At 62.5% G+C, this 12,988-nt stretch carries 10 protein-coding genes; 3 read left to right on the top strand and 7 right to left on the bottom strand.

The window, feature by feature from the left end; all coding sequences use genetic code 11:
• Nucleotides 1-51: 51 nt before the first annotated feature.
• The 3 genes from AC3WLP_RS27350 to AC3WLP_RS27340 all read right to left on the bottom strand — a co-directional run bounded on the left by AC3WLP_RS27350 (nucleotide 52) and on the right by AC3WLP_RS27340 (nucleotide 2,948).
• Nucleotides 52-1,293, bottom strand: a complete 1,242-nt coding sequence (locus AC3WLP_RS27350) for an MFS transporter (protein WP_012053645.1) — start codon at nucleotides 1,291-1,293, stop codon at nucleotides 52-54.
• 210 nt (nucleotides 1,294-1,503) lie between these two features.
• Complete coding sequence (locus AC3WLP_RS27345) at nucleotides 1,504-2,346, bottom strand: mechanosensitive ion channel family protein (protein ID WP_003251892.1); 843 nt, start codon at nucleotides 2,344-2,346, stop codon at nucleotides 1,504-1,506.
• Nucleotides 2,347-2,462: 116 nt separating this feature from the next.
• Nucleotides 2,463-2,948 (bottom strand): YajQ family cyclic di-GMP-binding protein, encoded by a 486-nt coding sequence (locus AC3WLP_RS27340; protein ID WP_003251890.1) that lies wholly within the window; start codon nucleotides 2,946-2,948, stop codon nucleotides 2,463-2,465.
• Between the two features lie 100 nt (nucleotides 2,949-3,048).
• Between AC3WLP_RS27340 and AC3WLP_RS27335 the strand changes: the two genes are divergently transcribed.
• The 3 genes from AC3WLP_RS27335 to AC3WLP_RS27325 are packed head-to-tail and all read left to right on the top strand — an operon-like array spanning nucleotide 3,049 to nucleotide 6,602.
• The gene (locus tag AC3WLP_RS27335) at nucleotides 3,049-3,966 is read left to right on the top strand and encodes a putative 2-dehydropantoate 2-reductase (protein WP_012053646.1); all 918 of its coding nucleotides are present in this window, start codon (nucleotides 3,049-3,051) and stop codon (nucleotides 3,964-3,966) included.
• A 37-nt stretch (nucleotides 3,967-4,003) separates the two neighbouring features.
• Entirely contained in the window at nucleotides 4,004-6,034 is a 2,031-nt protein-coding gene (locus AC3WLP_RS27330; protein ID WP_012053647.1) for a sensor histidine kinase, read from the top strand.
• A 1-nt stretch (nucleotide 6,035) separates the two neighbouring features.
• Nucleotides 6,036-6,602 carry a cob(I)yrinic acid a,c-diamide adenosyltransferase gene (locus AC3WLP_RS27325; RefSeq protein WP_012053648.1) on the top strand — a complete coding sequence of 189 codons (567 nt, stop codon included), beginning with the start codon at nucleotides 6,036-6,038 and terminating at the stop codon, nucleotides 6,600-6,602.
• Between the two features lie 138 nt (nucleotides 6,603-6,740).
• On the opposite strand, the gene AC3WLP_RS27320 is transcribed toward AC3WLP_RS27325, so the two are convergent.
• The 4 genes from AC3WLP_RS27320 to secA form a co-directional block, all read right to left on the bottom strand.
• On the bottom strand, nucleotides 6,741-7,685 hold the full coding sequence (locus AC3WLP_RS27320) for a Nudix family hydrolase (protein ID WP_003251883.1): 945 nt from the start codon (nucleotides 7,683-7,685) through the stop codon (nucleotides 6,741-6,743).
• On the bottom strand, nucleotides 7,682-8,314 hold the full coding sequence (locus AC3WLP_RS27315) for a glutathione S-transferase family protein (protein WP_012053649.1): 633 nt from the start codon (nucleotides 8,312-8,314) through the stop codon (nucleotides 7,682-7,684). The genes AC3WLP_RS27320 and AC3WLP_RS27315 overlap by 4 nt, the downstream gene beginning before the upstream one ends.
• A 155-nt stretch (nucleotides 8,315-8,469) precedes the next feature.
• Nucleotides 8,470-9,687, bottom strand: a complete 1,218-nt coding sequence (gene argJ / locus AC3WLP_RS27310) for a bifunctional glutamate N-acetyltransferase/amino-acid acetyltransferase ArgJ (RefSeq protein WP_003251879.1) — start codon at nucleotides 9,685-9,687, stop codon at nucleotides 8,470-8,472.
• Nucleotides 9,688-9,869: 182 nt separating this feature from the next.
• The gene (gene secA / locus AC3WLP_RS27305) at nucleotides 9,870-12,605 is read right to left on the bottom strand and encodes a preprotein translocase subunit SecA (protein WP_017147940.1); all 2,736 of its coding nucleotides are present in this window, start codon (nucleotides 12,603-12,605) and stop codon (nucleotides 9,870-9,872) included.
• Nucleotides 12,606-12,988 lie beyond the last annotated feature (383 nt).

The raw sequence follows: 12,988 nt of genomic DNA, 5'->3' as shown, positions 1-12,988 counted from the left end.
GTGTAGGAGCGGGTTTACCCGCGAAGAGGCCGGCACAGGCAATACCGCTTATCAAGCAACAGCCCCTTCCCCAGGCCGCCCACCCACCACAAACCACAGCGGCCACAGCGCCAACGCCCCCGCCACCCCCGCCGCCAGGGCAAAATGCAGCAAGCTGGCACCGGCGCCAATCATCGCCAGCAGCGCACCGCCAAGCCCCAGCAAGGCGATAGTGATCATCCCCAGCATGGCCGAAACCAGCCCCTTGCTCTGCTCACTGGAGAACAGCGTCATGCGGTACAGCACCGCATTGGCCACGCCCAACCCCAGCGCATACAGCGACATGCCAGCCACCACACTGGTCACACTCGGCCAGTACCAGGTCGCCAGCACCATCAGGCACAGGCCCGCCAGGTATGGCCAGAGCGCACCACGCACCAGGGCTGGCAGCGGGTAGCGATCGGCAATGCGGTTGATGATCAGGTTACCGAGGATCAGCCCGCCAAAGACCGGCAACTGCCACAAGGCATACTCCAGGGTACTCAATCCCTCATCGTGAATCAGCAGCACCGGCGACAGGCCAATCCAGCCAATCAGCGGCAAGCCGACCAACCCAAGGGCGGCGCTGCCTGCAACGAAGCGGCGGTTGCCCAACAGCTGGCCATAGCCCGCCAACAGTGGTAGCAGGTGAATCGGCGTGAACGCCAGCCGCGAGCCGTCACGGCGCTCCACGCCCAGGGTTTCCGGCATCAGCCGGTACAACAGCAGCCAGGCCAGCACCGCGCCGATGGCGAACGCCACGAACAGCCAGCGCCAATCCAGCCATTGCAGCAGCAAGGTGCCCACCAGCGGCCCGAGCAGGGGCGACAGCAAGGCGATGTTGGCCAGCAGGGCCATCATGCGTACAGCATCAGCCTCGCTGAAAGCCTCGTTCAGGGCCGGGTAGCTGACCGTGACCACAAAGCCCAGGCCAATGCCCTGCAACAGGCGCAGCAGGTTGAACAGGCCGATGTCCTGGACCCAGAAGGTGGCCAGGCAGGCCAGGCCAAAGAATGCGCAACCGACCAGCAGCAGCGGGCGCCGTCCATAACGGTCGGCCAACGGGCCGATCAGCCATTGCAGTACTACGCCGCCCAGCAGGTACAGGTTGAGGGCATGGGGTATGTATTCGGGGCTGGCGTCGAGGTCGTTGACCACGACAGGCATGGCCGGCATGACCGCGTCGCTGGCCAGGTAGGTCAGCAGTTCGAACAGGGCCAGGGTCAGGCCGAACAGCAAGGCACGCAGAGGGGTGATATACAGCAGTGGTTTCATGATGACGTATCGGGTGTGGCGGGCGGGGTCACGCTATATGCCAGAAATGACTGGAAATTGCTGTGAGCAAGTGTAATCAGGGTCGGAAAAAGCTGGGGCCGCTTTGCGCCCCTTCGCGGGCAAGCCCGCTCCTACACAGAACACGCATGTCCTCGTAGGGGCGGGCTTGCCCGCGAAGGGGCGCAAAGCGGCCCCGGCTTTAACGCGGTATTACTGCGTTGCAGTCTCCTGCACCACGCGAATAACCCGCTGCGGAAACGGAATATCGATCCCTTCGGCCTTCAACCGGTCACGCGCATACTCGTTGAGCATGAACATCACGTCCCAGTAATCGGAGGTCTTGGTCCACAAGCGCAGCGATACGGTGATCGAGCTGTCGCCCAGCGTCGACACGACCGCCTGCGGTGCAGGGTCTTGCAGAACACGCGGGTCCTTTGCCAGCTCCAGCAACACATTGCGGGCCTTCTGCAGGTCAGCCTCGTAGTCAACGCCCACATCGAACACCACCTTGCGCGTCGGCTGGCGGTTGGTGTTGGTAATGATGCCGTTGGACAGGCTGCCATTGGGCATGATGACCGTCTTGTTGTCACCGGTGCGCAGCACGGTGTGGAAGATCTGGATACTGTCGACGGTGCCGGCAACGCCCTGCGCCTCGATCCAGTCACCGATACGGAACGGGCGGAACATCAGGATCAACACACCACCGGCGAAGTTCGCCAGGCTGCCCTGCAAGGCAAGGCCGATGGCCAGGCCTGCGGCACCGATGGCGGCGACGAACGAGGTGGTCTCGATGCCGATCATCGAAGCCACGCTGACCAACAGCAGCACCTTCAGCACGATGTTCGCCAGGGTGCTGATGAAGCCCTGCAGCGCCAGGTCGGCGTTGCGCAGGCCAACCAGCTTGCCGAGGCGGGCGCTGACCTTGTTGATGATCCACCAGCCAACCGCCAAGGTCAGCAGTGCCAGCAGCACACGGCTGCCGTATTCCATGATCAAAGGGATCCACGTCTGGGATTGGCGGACGAGCTGGTCGACCTCAGCGTTCAAATCCATATTCATCTCCTGATGCCGAGCGGCAAGTACACGGTAGAACAGGCCGCGCGTGTTATTACGCAACCCCGGCCCCCATGGACATCATTTGGCCATCGGGGTTCCGGGCCACCCCCACATCAGTCGCGGAAGTTGTTGAACTGCAGCGGCATGTCGAATTCCTTGGTGCGCAGCAGGGCAATGGCTTCCTGCAGATCGTCACGTTTCTTGCCGGTTACCCGTACCTGCTCACCCTGGATGGCGGCTTGTACTTTCAGCTTGCCATCCTTGATGGTGGCAACGATCTTTTTTGCCAGGTCCTTGTCGATGCCTTCGCGGAACTTGGCTTCCTGTTTCTTTTCCTTGCCGGAGGCGTAGGGGTCCTTGGTTTCCAGGCACTTCACGTCGATCTTGCGCTTGACCAGTGCAAGGCGCAGGATCTCCAGCATCGCCTCGAGCTGGAACTCTTCCTCAGCAGTGAGCATCACGGTCTGCTCTTTGTCCTTGAACTCGAAGGTGCCTTTGCCCTTGAGGTCGTAGCGGCGGTCCAGTTCCTTGATGGCGTTGTCGACCGCGTTCTGCACCTCGTGCTTGTCCAGTTCCGATACCACGTCGAACGAAGGCATGGTTGTTCTCCCAAAATAAAAGCGCGCTCAGGCTGAAGATGGAGCGCGCTGGGTTTGAAGGTTAAAATGCGGGCTCATTATAACGGGTTGCGAAACGCATATGAGCAGCACCTGGCATATTCTCGGCGCCGGTAGCCTTGGCAGTCTGTGGGCCTGCCGGCTGGCACGCGCCGGCAAGGCTGTGCGCCTGATCCTGCGTGACGGGCAACGGCTGCAGGCCTATCAGCAGGCCGGTGGCCTGACCCTGGTCGAGCAGGACCAAACCCGGCGCTACGCCATACCGGCCGAAACGGCGCAAGCGCAAGGCCCGATCCACCGGCTGCTGGTGGCCTGCAAGGCCTATGACGCTGCCCCGGCGATTGCCGGTCTAGCACCTCGGCTGGCCGAGAGCGCCGAAGTGCTGCTGTTGCAGAATGGCCTGGGCAGCCAGGATGAAGTCGCCGACCTGGTGCCGCACGCTCGCTGCATCTTCGCCTCCAGCACCGAAGGCGCCTTCCGCGAGGGGGACTGGCAAGTGCGTTTTGCCGGCCATGGCTTCAACTGGCTAGGCGACCCACGAAGCCCCATGCTCCCCGCCTGGTTCGATGACCTGCACGAGGCCGGTATCCCCGCTGAGTGGACAGTAGACATACTGACCCGCCTGTGGCGCAAGTTGGCGCTCAATTGCGCCATCAACCCGCTGACCGTACTTCACGATTGCCAGAATGGCGGGCTGCTGGGGCACCTGGGTGAAGTGCAAGCCCTGTGCGTCGAACTGGCCCGACTGCTGCGCCGTTGCGGCCAGCCGCAAGCAGCCGAGGGGCTGGACGAAGAAGTTCAGCGGGTAATCCTCGCCACCGCAGCCAACTACTCTTCCATGTACCAGGACGTGCATGCAGGACGGCGCACCGAGTTGCACTACCTGCTCGGCCATGCTTGCCGCGCTGCGGGCCGTCATGGCCTGCAACTGCCGCAGCTGGAACACCTGCTGCAGCGCTTGGTCGAAAACCTGCGCGTGCGTGGCTTGCCTTGCGACTGACGCGGCCCTTCCACCGGATACGGACATTGCCTTGCCCATGACCTTGCGCCAACGCCTGGAAAACCTCCCGGTCGGGCAGAAGCTGCTGGCGGCCCTGCTGGTACTGCTGGTGACCATCTTGCTGATGGCCAACCTCACCTTCATCAGCGCCGCCTACTGGATCACCCAGGAAAGCATGGCGCCGCAGGCTATGCACACCATCGGCCGGCTGGTGGCCAATCCACAGCTTGCAGCCCGCGCCGGCGACACCCCGGACACGGCCCGTGCCCTGCTCAAGGAACTGGACAGTTACACACCGCTTCGCGCCGCCGCCATCTACGGTGGCGATGGCCGAATGCTGGCGCAGTTGCAACATGGCGAGCCGCTGGCCCTGCCCAAGCGTTTTCGCAACATCGACGGCTGGCGCCTGATGGAGTTTCGCAGCACTCAGTTGATCCGCATCCCCCGCGATGCCAACCCACCGGCACATTTGCTGTTGGTAGCCAGCAGCGAACTGCCCACGGCCTTCTACACCGGCACACTCAGCGCCAGCCTGGGCATCCTGGTGTTCAGTGTCCTGCTATGGATCGTCATCGCCCGGCAGATCAAACGCCTGATCACCCAGCCGATCAACCAGCTTGAGGAGCTCAGCCGCCAGGTTACCCGCGAAGAGAGCTACGCCTTGCGTGCCCAGCGCGGCAATGACGATGAAATCGGCAGCCTGGCCGAGGCCTTCAACACCATGCTGTCGCGCATCGAGGCCCGCGAGCAGCAGCTCAAGAGCGCCCGCGACGAGTTCCAGAGTGCCTACGACCAGGCTCAGGGCCTTGCCGAAGAAACCCGCCACACCAACCGCAAGCTGGAACTGGAAGTACAGGTACGCAGCAAGATCGAGAAAAAGCTCACCGGTTTTCAGAACTACCTCAACAGCATCATCGACTCGATGCCCTCGGCACTGATCGCCCTCGACGAACAGCTCTACGTGACCCAATGGAACCACGAAGCCACGGTGCTTTCCGGCACGCCACTGGACGAGGCACTTAACCAGCCGGTGTTCATCGCGTTCGAGCCGCTGAAGCCGTTCCTCCCGCAACTGAAGGAAACCGTGGAAAAACATCGAGTGGCGAAGATCGAGCGGGTAACCTGGCCCAAGGGCGACGACCTGCGCCACTACGCCCTGACCTTCTATCCACTGACGGGCGGCGGCGGGCGCGGCGTGGTCATTCGTATCGACGACATCACCCAGCGTCTGTCGTTGGAAGAGATGATGGTGCAGTCAGAAAAAATGCTCTCGGTCGGGGGGCTGGCTGCCGGCATGGCGCACGAAATCAACAACCCGCTGGGCGCTATCCTGCACAACGTGCAGAACATTCGCCGACGCCTGTCGTCCGACCTGCCGCGCAACCAGGAACAGGCCGAAGAGCTGGGCATCGACCTGGCCACGATCAACCGCTACCTGGACAGCCGCGAGGTGCCGCAACTGCTCGACGGCATTCAGCAGGCCGGTGCCCGGGCGGCGAAGATCGTCACCCACATGCTCAGCTTCAGCCGCCGCAGCAACCGCCAGCTGGTGCCATGCGAGCTGCCGGCACTGATCGATCAGGCGCTTGAAATTGCCGGCAATGACTTCGATCTGGCCATTGGCTTCGACTTCAAGGGGCAAGCCATCGTGCGCCAGTTCGACCCCGACCTGGGGCCGGTCCCATGCACCGCCAACGAGCTGGAACAAGTACTGCTCAACTTGCTGAAGAATGCAGCCCAGGCCATCCACCAACGCCCGCAACCCAGCGAGCCCGGACGCATCACACTGCGCACCCGGCTAAACCCGCCATGGGCAGAAATCCAGGTCGAGGACAACGGCGTCGGCATGCCCGAGGCAGTGCGCAAGCGCACCTTCGAGCCGTTTTTCACCACCAAGGAAATCGGCCAGGGTACCGGGCTGGGCCTGTCGGTCTCGTACTTCATCATCACCAACAACCACAAGGGGCAGATGGAAGTGCAATCCACGCCAGGCCAAGGCACCTGCTTTACCCTACGCCTGCCCCTCACCCAGCCGGCAGCGGCGGTGCCGGCCAGAACGGAGCAATGACATGGGCTACCGCCTTTCGAAGATCTATACCCGCACCGGCGACAAAGGCGAAACCGGCCTGGGCGACGGCCGTCGGGTGCCCAAGGACCACCCGCGGATCGAAGCAATTGGCGAGGTGGACAGCCTGAACAGCCAGTTGGGGTTGCTGCTGGCGGGGCTCGCCGAGCAGGGGCTGAATGAAGTGACCACAGTGCTGGCGCCGTGTCAGCACCGCTTGTTCGACCTGGGTGGCGAGCTGGCGATGCCCAGTTACCAGGCATTGAACCTGGCGGAAGTGGAACGCCTGGAGGCGGCCATCGATGTGTGGAACGAAGAGCTGGGGCCGCTGAAAAACTTCATTCTGCCCAGTGGTTCGGCGCTGGTGGCGCAGGCGCATGTGTGCCGCAGCCTCGCGCGCAGTGCAGAGCGCCGGTGCCAGCAGTTGAATGCCATGGAGCCGCTGGAAGGCGTTGGTTTGGCGTATATCAACCGGCTTTCCGATCTATTGTTCGTGGCGGCGCGGATCATCGGGCGGCGCCAGGGGGTGGCTGAGGTTTTGTGGCAGCCCGCCGAGAAACCCAAAGGCTGATACTTCTGGGGCTGCTTTGCAGCCATTCGCGGGCTTGCCCGCTCCCACAGGTTTCGAGCAGGCTTGCAACGTGTGAGTTTCCTGTGGGAGCGGGCAAGCCCGCGAATGGGCCCCGCAGCGGCCCCTGTTACAGGGGACTCAAACCTCGGGCCAGAACGCCCGGATCCCGGCTACACCCTGTGCCCCGGCTTCCCAGGCCTGCTCGCGCTCACCCGGCCCTACCCCACCCAGCAGGTAAACCGGCTTGTTGAACCCGGCAATCAACCGCTGCGCCTCATCCCATCCCAACGGCACCGCCTCTGGGTGAGTCTGGGTCGCCTGCACTGGCGACAGGGTGACAAAGTCCACGCCCATCTGCTCAGCCAGCGCCAGCTCTTCGGCACTGTGGCAGGATGCCGCCAACCAGCGCTCCTTGGGGAACGGTCGGCCCCTGGCGGCGTACTTGCGCAGCTGCGCGGCCGTCAGGTGCCAACCGGCCGCCGGGAAATCACCCAGCCATTCCAGTGGCCCTTTAAGCATCAGCTGCGCCTTGCCCGCACACAGCCCGACCGCATCCACCGCCACGTCGCGGTACTTGGGGTCGTACATGTCCGGGGCACGCAACTGGATCAGGCGAATACCATTGGCCACCGCCTTCTGGATGCCCTTGAGCATTTGCGGCACTTCCAGGCCGTCCGGGGTGATCAGGTACTGGTCCGGCAGGCGCGCAGCGGCGACGATCGGCTTGTTGGCCTCGGGGAATTCGTACTGCGGCAAATCGCGCGGGGCAACCCACTCCAGCGGCTGGCCTTCGGCACCATGGGGTTCGCCAGTGAACGCTTCGACCTCGCGCACGTCCAGCAGCACCTGCTTGTCCGGGTAGTCATGGCTGACCTTGATCAGCGCACGCGAATGGCTTACCTCGATGCCCAGCTCCTCGCGCAACTCGCGGGCAAGCGCCGCTTCGACGCTTTCGCCTTCTTCCACCTTGCCACCGGGGAACTCCCACAAGCCGCCCTGGTGCTGGGTATCGGCACGGCGTGCGATCAGAATACGGCCATCAGCGCCGCGAATCACGGCAGCTACTACATGAATCCGTTTCACGCTTCACGCTCCTCCAGGCCTGCCTGTTGCCATGCCTGGAAGGCTGGCCATTGATAAATGGTCTCGATGTAGGCTGCCGCCTCGGCGGGGACTTCTACGCGGTAGGTGCGCAGGCGCACGGCCACCGGGGCAAAGAAGGCATCGGCCAGGCTTGCCTTGCCGAACAGGAACGGGCCGCTGTCCTTGGCCACCAGACGGCATTCGGACCACAGCGCAACGATGCGGTCGATGTCGATTTGCACGTCCAGCGGCACGCTGTCCAGCGCCTGGTCGCGCGACAAGTCGAACGGCATGGCGCCGCGCAGGGCAAGGAAGCCACTATGCATCTGCGCACAGGCCGAACGGGCCTGGGCACGCGCCGCCACATCGGCAGGCCACAGCTGGGCTTCGGGGTGGCGTTCGTTGAGGTATTCGGCAATGGCCAGCGAGTCAGCGATCACACCGTGCTCGCTCTTGAGCAGCGGCACCTTGCCGGTGGAGGAGAAAGCGAGGATGCGCTGGCGGGTATCAGGCTGGTTCAGCTTGATCAGGGTTTCTTCGTAGGGCACGCCAGCCAGCTCGAGGGCCAGGGCGCCACGCAGCGACCAGGAGGAGTACAGCTTGTCGCCGATGATCAGGTGATAGCTCATGGTTCGGCTCCATCAGGTTTGTCTTGCAAAACCCGCAGGCCGCTGCGCGGCCTTTCGCGGGCAAGCCCGCTCCTACAGGGACCGCACCGCTCCTGCAGGCATTGCAACACCTGTGGGAGCGGGCGTGCCCGCGAAGAGGCCTTCGGATCAGTAGATCAGGTACGGTACTCGGCGTTGATCTTCACGTACTCGTGGGACAGGTCGGTCGTCCAGATGGTTTCGCTGCACTGGCCACGGCCCAGTTCGATTCGGATGGTGATCTCTTCCTGGGCCATCACTGCCGAACCCTGCGCTTCGGTATAGCTCGGGCTGCGGCCGCCTTTGCTCGCAATGCAAACGCTGTCCAGGTAAACATCGATCAGGCTCACATCCAGCTCCGGTACACCGGCACGGCCTACGGCAGCGAGGATACGGCCCCAGTTCGGGTCGGAAGCGAACAGCGCGGTCTTGATCAGCGGCGAGTGGGCCACGGCGTAGCCGACGTCCAGACACTCCTGGTGGTTACCACCACCGTTGACTTGCACGGTCACGAACTTGGTCGCGCCTTCGCCGTCACGGACGATGGCCTGGGCCACTTCCATGCACACTTCGAACACGGCCTTTTTCAGCGCTTCGAAGAGCGCGCCGCTGGCTTCAGTCACTTCCGGCAGGTCGGCCTTGCCGGTAGCGATCAGCATGCAGCAATCGTTGGTCGAAGTGTCACCATCGATCGTGATGCGGTTGAACGACTTGTTGGCGCCGTCCAACATCAGGTCCTTGAGGACGCTTGGTGCCACCTTGGCGTCGGTGGCGATGTAGCCCAGCATGGTCGCCATGTTCGGGCGGATCATGCCTGCACCCTTGCTGATACCGGTGACGGTAACGGTCACGCCATCGTGCTGGAACTGGCGGCTGGCCCCTTTGGGCAGGGTGTCGGTGGTCATGATGCCGGTAGCGGCCTCAGCCCAGTTGTTCTCCGACAGGTTGTCGAGGGCGGCCTGCAGCGCGCCTTCGATCTTTTCGACCGGCAGCGGCTCGCCAATCACGCCGGTGGAGAACGGCAGTACCGACTCGGCCGGTACGCCAGCCAGTTCGGCCAGCTTGGCGCAGGTGCGCTCGGCGGCGGCCAGGCCTGGCGCGCCGGTGCCGGCGTTGGCGTTACCCGTGTTGGTCAGCAGGTAGCGCACGGTGCCCTGTACACGCTGCTTGGACAGGATCACCGGCGCTGCGCAGAAGGCGTTGAGGGTGAACACGCCAGCCACGCTGGAGCCTTCGGCACAGCGCATGACCACCACATCCTTGCGCCCCGGGCGCTTGATACCGGCAGAAGCGATACCGAGTTCAAAACCCGGAACCGGGTGCAGGGTGGGCAAAGGACCAAGACCAACAGCCATTAGAGCGCTCCTAGAAAAAACGATGATGTCGAAAAAGGGGCCGCTTCGCGCCCCATCGCGACACAAGGCCGCCCCCACAAGGATCGCGCCCGTTCATGGACGAGCGCGGTACCTGTGGGAGCGGCCTTGTGTCGCGAAAGGGCCGCAAAGCGGCCCCAGGCTTGTACAACGTAAGGTTCAGATCACTCGATCTGACCATGGCAATGCTTGAACTTCTTGCCCGAACCACACCAGCACGGCTCGTTGCGGCCCAGCTTCTGGTCATTGCGTACTGGCGCCGAGGCTACCGCTACTTCGGCACCCTCCTCGCTCAGTTGCTCACTTTCCAGGCCCGGTGCAGCGGCGTGCTGGAATTGCATGCGACTCGCCAGCTCTTCGGCTTCGCGGCGCAGGCGGGCTTCTTCTTCGGCCGGGTCTTCGCGGCGAACCTGTACGTGCGACAGCACGCGGATGGTGTCGCGCTTGATCGACTCCAACAGCTCCTGGAACAGGCTGAACGACTCGCGCTTGTACTCTTGCTTCGGGTTCTTCTGCGCATAACCACGCAGGTGAATACCGTGACGCAGGTGGTCCATGGTCGACAGGTGGTCTTTCCACAGGTCGTCCAGTACGCGCAGCAGAATCTGCTTCTCGAAGGTTCGCAGGGCGTCGAGACCGGCCTGGTCTTCCTTCTCGGTGTAGGCAGTGGTGATCTCGCTCAGCAGCTTCTCGCGCAAGGTCTCTTCGTAGAGGTGATCGTCCTCGTCGAGCCATTGCTGAATCGGCAACTTGATGGCGAAATCGCTGGCCAGCGAAGCCTCCAGGCCGGCTACGTCCCACTGCTCTGGCAGCGACTGCGGCGGAATGTGCTGGCTGATGGTAGCGTCCAGTACTTCCTTGCGGAATTCGACGATGGTGTCGCCAATGTTCTCGGCGGCCAGCAGGCTGTTGCGCATGTGGTAGATCACCTTGCGCTGCTCGTTGGCGACGTCGTCATATTCGAGCAATTGCTTACGAATGTCGAAGTTGCGGCCTTCGACCTTGCGCTGGGCTTTCTCGATAGCGTTGGTGACCATGCGGTGCTCGATGGCCTCGCCCGACTGCATGCCCAGTGCCTTCATGAAGTTCTTCACCCGGTCAGAGGCGAAGATGCGCATCAGGCTGTCTTCCAGCGACAGGTAGAAGCGGCTGGAACCCGGGTCGCCCTGACGACCGGAGCGGCCACGCAGCTGGTTGTCGATACGGCGCGATTCGTGGCGCTCGGAAGCGATTACATGCAGGCCACCCGTCTCGATCACTTGCTGGTGACGCTTCTGCCAGTCGGCCTTGATCTGGGCGATCTGCTCGGCTGTCGGGTTTTCCAGGGCAGCCACTTCGGCTTCCCAGTTACCGCCCAGCAGGATGTCGGTACCACGGCCAGCCATGTTGGTGGCGATGGTCAGTGCACCTGGCGCGCCTGCTTGCGCGATGATCTCGGCTTCCTTCTCGTGATACTTGGCGTTGAGCACCTTGTGGTCGATCCCTTCCTTTTTCAGGAGGTTGGACATGTGCTCGGAAGTTTCAATGGTCGCGGTACCTACCAGCACCGGACGGCCCAGCTTCATGCTTTCCTTGATGTCGGCGATGATCGCGGCGTATTTCTCGTCAGCGGTCAGGTACACCAGGTCGTTGTAGTCCTTACGCGCCAGTGGCTTGTTCGGCGGAATGACCATCACGTTCAGGCCGTAGATCGACTGGAACTCGAATGCTTCGGTGTCGGCGGTACCGGTCATGCCGGACAGCTTGGTGTACAGGCGGAAGTAGTTCTGGAAGGTGGTCGAAGCCAGGGTCTGGCTCTCGGCCTGGATGTTCAGGTTCTCTTTGGCTTCGATGGCCTGGTGCAGGCCCTCGGACAGGCGACGGCCCGGCATGGTACGGCCGGTGTGTTCGTCGATCAGCAGAACCTGGCCGTCCTGGACGATGTACTCGACGTTGCGGTGGAACAGCTTGTGTGCACGAAGACCGGCGTAGACGTGTGTCAGCAAGCCCAGGTTGTGCGCGGAGTACAGGCTCTCGCCCTCAGCCAGCAGGCCCGCCTGGGCCAGCATCTCTTCGATGAACTGGTGACCGGCTTCGTTCAGCTCCACCTGGCGACTCTTCTCGTCGATGGTGAAGTGGCCTTCCTGGGTGACCTGGCCTTCGACCTCTTCGATGTGCTGGGTGAGGCGCGGGATCAGGCGGTTGATCTCGATATACAGCTTGGAGCTGTCCTCGGCCTGACCGGAAATGATCAGCGGGGTACGCGCTTCGTCGATGAGGATGGAGTCGACTTCGTCGATCACGGCGAAGTTCAGTTCACGCTGGAACTTCTCGTCCTGGCTGAACGCCATGTTGTCGCGCAGGTAGTCGAACCCGAATTCGTTGTTGGTGCCGTAGGTGATGTCGGCTGCATAGGCGGCGCGCTTTTCTTCCGGCGGCTGGAAGGCCGATACGATACCGACCGACAGACCGAGGAACTCGTACAGCGGGCGCATCCAGTTGGCGTCACGGCGCGCCAGGTAGTCGTTGACGGTGACCACATGCACGCCCTTGCCGGACAATGCGTTGAGGTAGACGGCCAGGGTACCGACCAAGGTCTTGCCTTCACCGGTGCGCATTTCTGCGATCATACCCTCGTGCAGGGTCATGCCGCCGATCAACTGCACATCGAAATGGCGCATGCCCATTACACGCTTGCCAGCCTCGCGGGCCACGGCGAAGGCTTCGGGCAGCAATTGGTCCAGTGTCTCGCCTTTGGCCAGGCGTTCCTTGAACTCTGCAGTCTTGCCCCGCAGTTGCTCGTCGGAGAGGGCCACCATCTTCTCTTCGAAGGCATTGACGATACTCACCGTCTTGAGCATGCGTTTGACTTCACGCTCGTTCTTGCTTCCAAAAAGTTTTTTTAACAAAGGCGCAAACATATCGGCAGGATCTTCCACACGTAGGGATGGAGGGCGGCCCCATGAGTCGCCCGTGCAGCCCATAGGCCGCATGCGAACGAGCATTCTACCCGGAAACGATGGTGAGGAAAGTGGTGGATTTCCACGATGCTGATACAGCGTTTTGGCAGGGGCCTGTTTTAGATAGGGGCATTTTCACTGAGTTCAAGGCTTGGCAACATGAAAGCTATCGAGAACCAGTCTTGTCTTTGGCTGCCTGTGCCGGCCTCTTCGCGGGTGAACCCGCTCCTACAAGATACCGATAGCCCTGGCAGGAGCGGGTTCACCCGCGAAGAGGCCGGCACAGGCAACGGAGATGTTAGACTGTGCCCACGTCACCTCACGCGTACCCCCATGGCCTACAA

This window comes from Pseudomonas sp. FW305-E2 (assembly GCF_058782925.1).
Note: the sequence above shows the minus strand (reverse complement) of the source record. Positions and strands in the feature narration are given on the sequence as shown.

Coding starts and splice junctions, on each gene's coding strand:
- AC3WLP_RS27350 (WP_012053645.1), bottom strand. CDS start 1,293: ATGAAACCACTGCTGTATATCACCCCTCTGCGTGCCTTGCTGTTCGGC.
- AC3WLP_RS27345 (WP_003251892.1), bottom strand. CDS start 2,346: ATGGATTTGAACGCTGAGGTCGACCAGCTCGTCCGCCAATCCCAGACG.
- AC3WLP_RS27340 (WP_003251890.1), bottom strand. CDS start 2,948: ATGCCTTCGTTCGACGTGGTATCGGAACTGGACAAGCACGAGGTGCAG.
- AC3WLP_RS27335 (WP_012053646.1), top strand. CDS start 3,049: ATGAGCAGCACCTGGCATATTCTCGGCGCCGGTAGCCTTGGCAGTCTG.
- AC3WLP_RS27330 (WP_012053647.1), top strand. CDS start 4,004: ATGACCTTGCGCCAACGCCTGGAAAACCTCCCGGTCGGGCAGAAGCTG.
- AC3WLP_RS27325 (WP_012053648.1), top strand. CDS start 6,036: ATGGGCTACCGCCTTTCGAAGATCTATACCCGCACCGGCGACAAAGGC.
- AC3WLP_RS27315 (WP_012053649.1), bottom strand. CDS start 8,314: ATGAGCTATCACCTGATCATCGGCGACAAGCTGTACTCCTCCTGGTCG.
- argJ (WP_003251879.1), bottom strand. CDS start 9,687: ATGGCTGTTGGTCTTGGTCCTTTGCCCACCCTGCACCCGGTTCCGGGT.
- secA (WP_017147940.1), bottom strand. CDS start 12,605: ATGTTTGCGCCTTTGTTAAAAAAACTTTTTGGAAGCAAGAACGAGCGT.